Origin of the sequence: Streptomyces sp. N35, assembly GCF_016464295.1 — a bacterium.
Taxonomy (GTDB): Bacteria; Actinomycetota; Actinomycetes; order Streptomycetales; family Streptomycetaceae; genus Streptomyces.
Map to the genome: position 1 here is coordinate 43,980 of NZ_JAEIMH010000057.1, position 2,591 is coordinate 46,570.

Here is a 2,591-nt window from a genome sequence, read left to right on the forward strand (position 1 = left end):
CCCCGGGCCCCCGCGGGCCCGAACTCCCCCAGAGCGCCCGCCCCGTGCTGAGGGGCCCGGGCCGCGGCCGCAGGACCCGCCGTCCCAGGCGGCACCCGCGGCCGCGACCACAGTCCCTCGGCCACTCAGCCGGCAGCCGGGTATCCCGGCCCCGCGGCCTCAAACCCCGGTCGGTACAGAAGAGTTGGCGGGTGCGGGTGTTCCGCAAGCGGACCGCGGCGCCCTGCGGTCAGTGCGGACGCGCTCGTCGGGCAGCACCTCGACGGCACCGATCCCGCCTCCGGGCGCCGGCCATGGCGGGCTCACCCCTGCTTCCCGCCGGGCCCGCCGCTGCCGAAGGCCCCGCCGCCCCCGCTCCACTTGGACGGCTCCTGGTCGGTGCTGCTCCTCGTGCCGGAGTGCCGCAGCTGGTGCGGGGTCCGCCGCGGGCTGTCCGGCGGCAGCTCGTCCGGCTCCCTGACCTCCTGAACCGGTCCCGACGGCCGGCCTCCGGGCAGCCGCGGCTGCTCCTCCGGGCGCGGCGGCCGCGGCGCGCGGTCCTGCCTGCGGCGGCCCCACACAAACGCTCCGATCAGCATGCCCACGATGGCGAGCCCCACCAGGCCCAGCACGACACCGACCGCCGCGCCTGGTGCGGCGGCCTGCTCGGTCCAGCCGGTACTCATGACGTCCGTCCCGGTGTTCTTGGAGTTCATGGCGTTCATGGCGTTCATCCGTCGCGAGTACCCGCCCGGCCGCCCCTCAGGCACCGCCCTGTCACACCGCCCCGCACCCGCTGTGACCCGGAACACGGGAACCCGCCGCACGCCGCGGAGAGGACGTGATGTGAGGTGGAACGGCGACAACGGCATGGAGTACGGATGCGGGAACGGATCAGGGCGGGCGACCGCGAGGCCTTCGCGGAGCTCTACGAGGAGCACGCCCGGGCGGTCTACCACCATGCCCTGCGGCTGACCGGCGACTGGTCGGCGGCCGAGGAGATCATGTCCGATACGTTCCTGGACGCCTGGCGGACCCGGGAGCGGGTGGAACCGGAGGGCGGCTCCCTCAAGCCCTGGCTGCTCGGCATCGCCACCAACAAGGCGCACAACGCGAACCGGGGCAGGATCCGGCGCCTCGCCTTCCTGGCCCGGTGCCCCGCGCCCCCCCCCGGCCCGGCCGTCGCGGCGGGGGCCGCGGCGCGGATCGCCGGCACACGCCAGCTCGCCGCGGTGCAGGCAGCGCTGGGCAGGCTGAAGCGTCCGGAGCGCGAGGTGCTCGCCCTGTGCGTATGGGCCGGTCTGGACTACGAGCAGGCCGCGCAGGCGCTGGACATCCCGGTGGGGACGGTGCGTTCGAGGCTGTCGCGCGCCCGCGCACGCCTGCGCCGGATCGCCGACGAGGAGGTCGCGGCCCGGCGGGAACCGCCAGGGGGCGGCGGAGAGAAGAACAGTGGCGCCGCGTTCGCGGCTCTGCCCGTACAGGAGGCAACTCGATGACCGCCCCGATGAATTCGGCATCCGGCCCCGACCGGGCCGCCCGCGATGAGGTCGCCGCACTGCTTCCGGTGCCGCCCGAGAGGGCGCTCCCCGCGGGCGTTCACCGCCACCACAAGGACAAGCTCATGCAGTTGATCGACAACGACCGGGCCCCCGCCCCGGCCCCGAGGCGCCGCCCGCGGATGCGACCTGCCCTGCTGGTACCGGCCGCGCTCGCGGTCGCCGGGGCCCTGGTCGTCGCACTCGGCACCGGATCCGAGGGGCAGCCCGGCGCCGGTCCGGCGAAGGGGACCCGGATCGAGGCGCAGAACCAGCAGGGCGCGGTCGTCCTGCTCGACCGGATCGCCGCGGCCGCCGAGGAGACCGAGCCGGCGAAGGTACGGGCCGACCAGTTCGTCTACGTGCGTTCCCTGCAGACCGGCAACAAGGGCGACTTGAACGGAAAGGTCGAGGTCACCCCTGCCGCACCGCGCGAGGTGTGGATGTCGCAGCGGCCGGGCCCGACGCTGCGCTACGGGCTCATCCACCAGGACGGCGACTACTTCCCGATCGAGGAGGGCGTACCGGACGGCGAGACCTCCGAGGGCACTGCGGAGAGCATCCACCGGCCCACGTACAACTGGCTGGCCGGACTGCCCACCGATCCGGACGACCTGCTTGAACTCCTGTACGCGCAGACCGAACCGAGCGAGGTGACGGACGCTCACCAGGCGGTCTTCGAAGCGATCGGCAACCTGATCGCGGAAACGGTGCTCCCGCCGGCGAACGCGGCGGCTCTCTACAAGGCCGCCGCCAAGCTGCCCGGCGTCACCGAGGTGGCCGACGCCGTGGGCGCGAAGGGCCGGCACGGGATCGGCATCGCCCGCGTGGACCCGTTCTCGTCCGTCCGCACCACCTGGGTCTTCGACAGGACGACGCTGTCCTACCTGGGGCAGCGCGACACCTTGACGAAGGACTCCTTCCGCGGCGCCGCGGGTGCGTTCCTGGGTGCGTCGGCGGTCCTGGAGCGCGGCATCGTGGACGCCGAGCGCGAGCGGCCCTGACGGCGACCCCCGGGGGGGGGCGGCCCGCGGGGGGCCCCCCCCCGGCCCCGGGGGGGGGGGGCGGGGGGGG

At 74.9% G+C, this 2,591-nt stretch carries 3 protein-coding genes; 2 read left to right on the forward strand and 1 reads right to left on the reverse strand.

The features are described from left to right. Positions 1 to 302: 302 nt before the first annotated feature. Positions 303 to 704 carry a DUF6479 family protein gene (locus JAO81_RS27770; RefSeq protein ID WP_233415999.1) on the reverse strand — a complete coding sequence of 134 codons (402 nt, stop codon included), beginning with the start codon at positions 702 to 704 and terminating at the stop codon, positions 303 to 305. Positions 705 to 860: 156 nt separating this feature from the next. Here JAO81_RS27770 and JAO81_RS27775 point away from each other — a divergent pair, with 156 nt between their 5' ends. Both JAO81_RS27775 and JAO81_RS27780 read left to right on the forward strand, forming a co-directional pair. After that, positions 861 to 1,478 carry an RNA polymerase sigma factor gene (locus JAO81_RS27775; RefSeq protein WP_199550690.1) on the forward strand — a complete coding sequence of 206 codons (618 nt, stop codon included), beginning with the start codon at positions 861 to 863 and terminating at the stop codon, positions 1,476 to 1,478. Continuing rightward, complete coding sequence (locus JAO81_RS27780; RefSeq protein WP_233416000.1) at positions 1,475 to 2,521, forward strand: CU044_5270 family protein; 1,047 nt, start codon at positions 1,475 to 1,477, stop codon at positions 2,519 to 2,521. The genes JAO81_RS27775 and JAO81_RS27780 overlap by 4 nt, the downstream gene beginning before the upstream one ends. Positions 2,522 to 2,591: the final 70 nt, after the last annotated feature.

Coding starts and splice junctions, on each gene's coding strand:
- JAO81_RS27770 (WP_233415999.1), bottom strand. CDS start 704: ATGAACGCCATGAACTCCAAGAACACCGGGACGGACGTCATGAGTACC.
- JAO81_RS27775 (WP_199550690.1), top strand. CDS start 861: ATGCGGGAACGGATCAGGGCGGGCGACCGCGAGGCCTTCGCGGAGCTC.
- JAO81_RS27780 (WP_233416000.1), top strand. CDS start 1,475: ATGACCGCCCCGATGAATTCGGCATCCGGCCCCGACCGGGCCGCCCGC.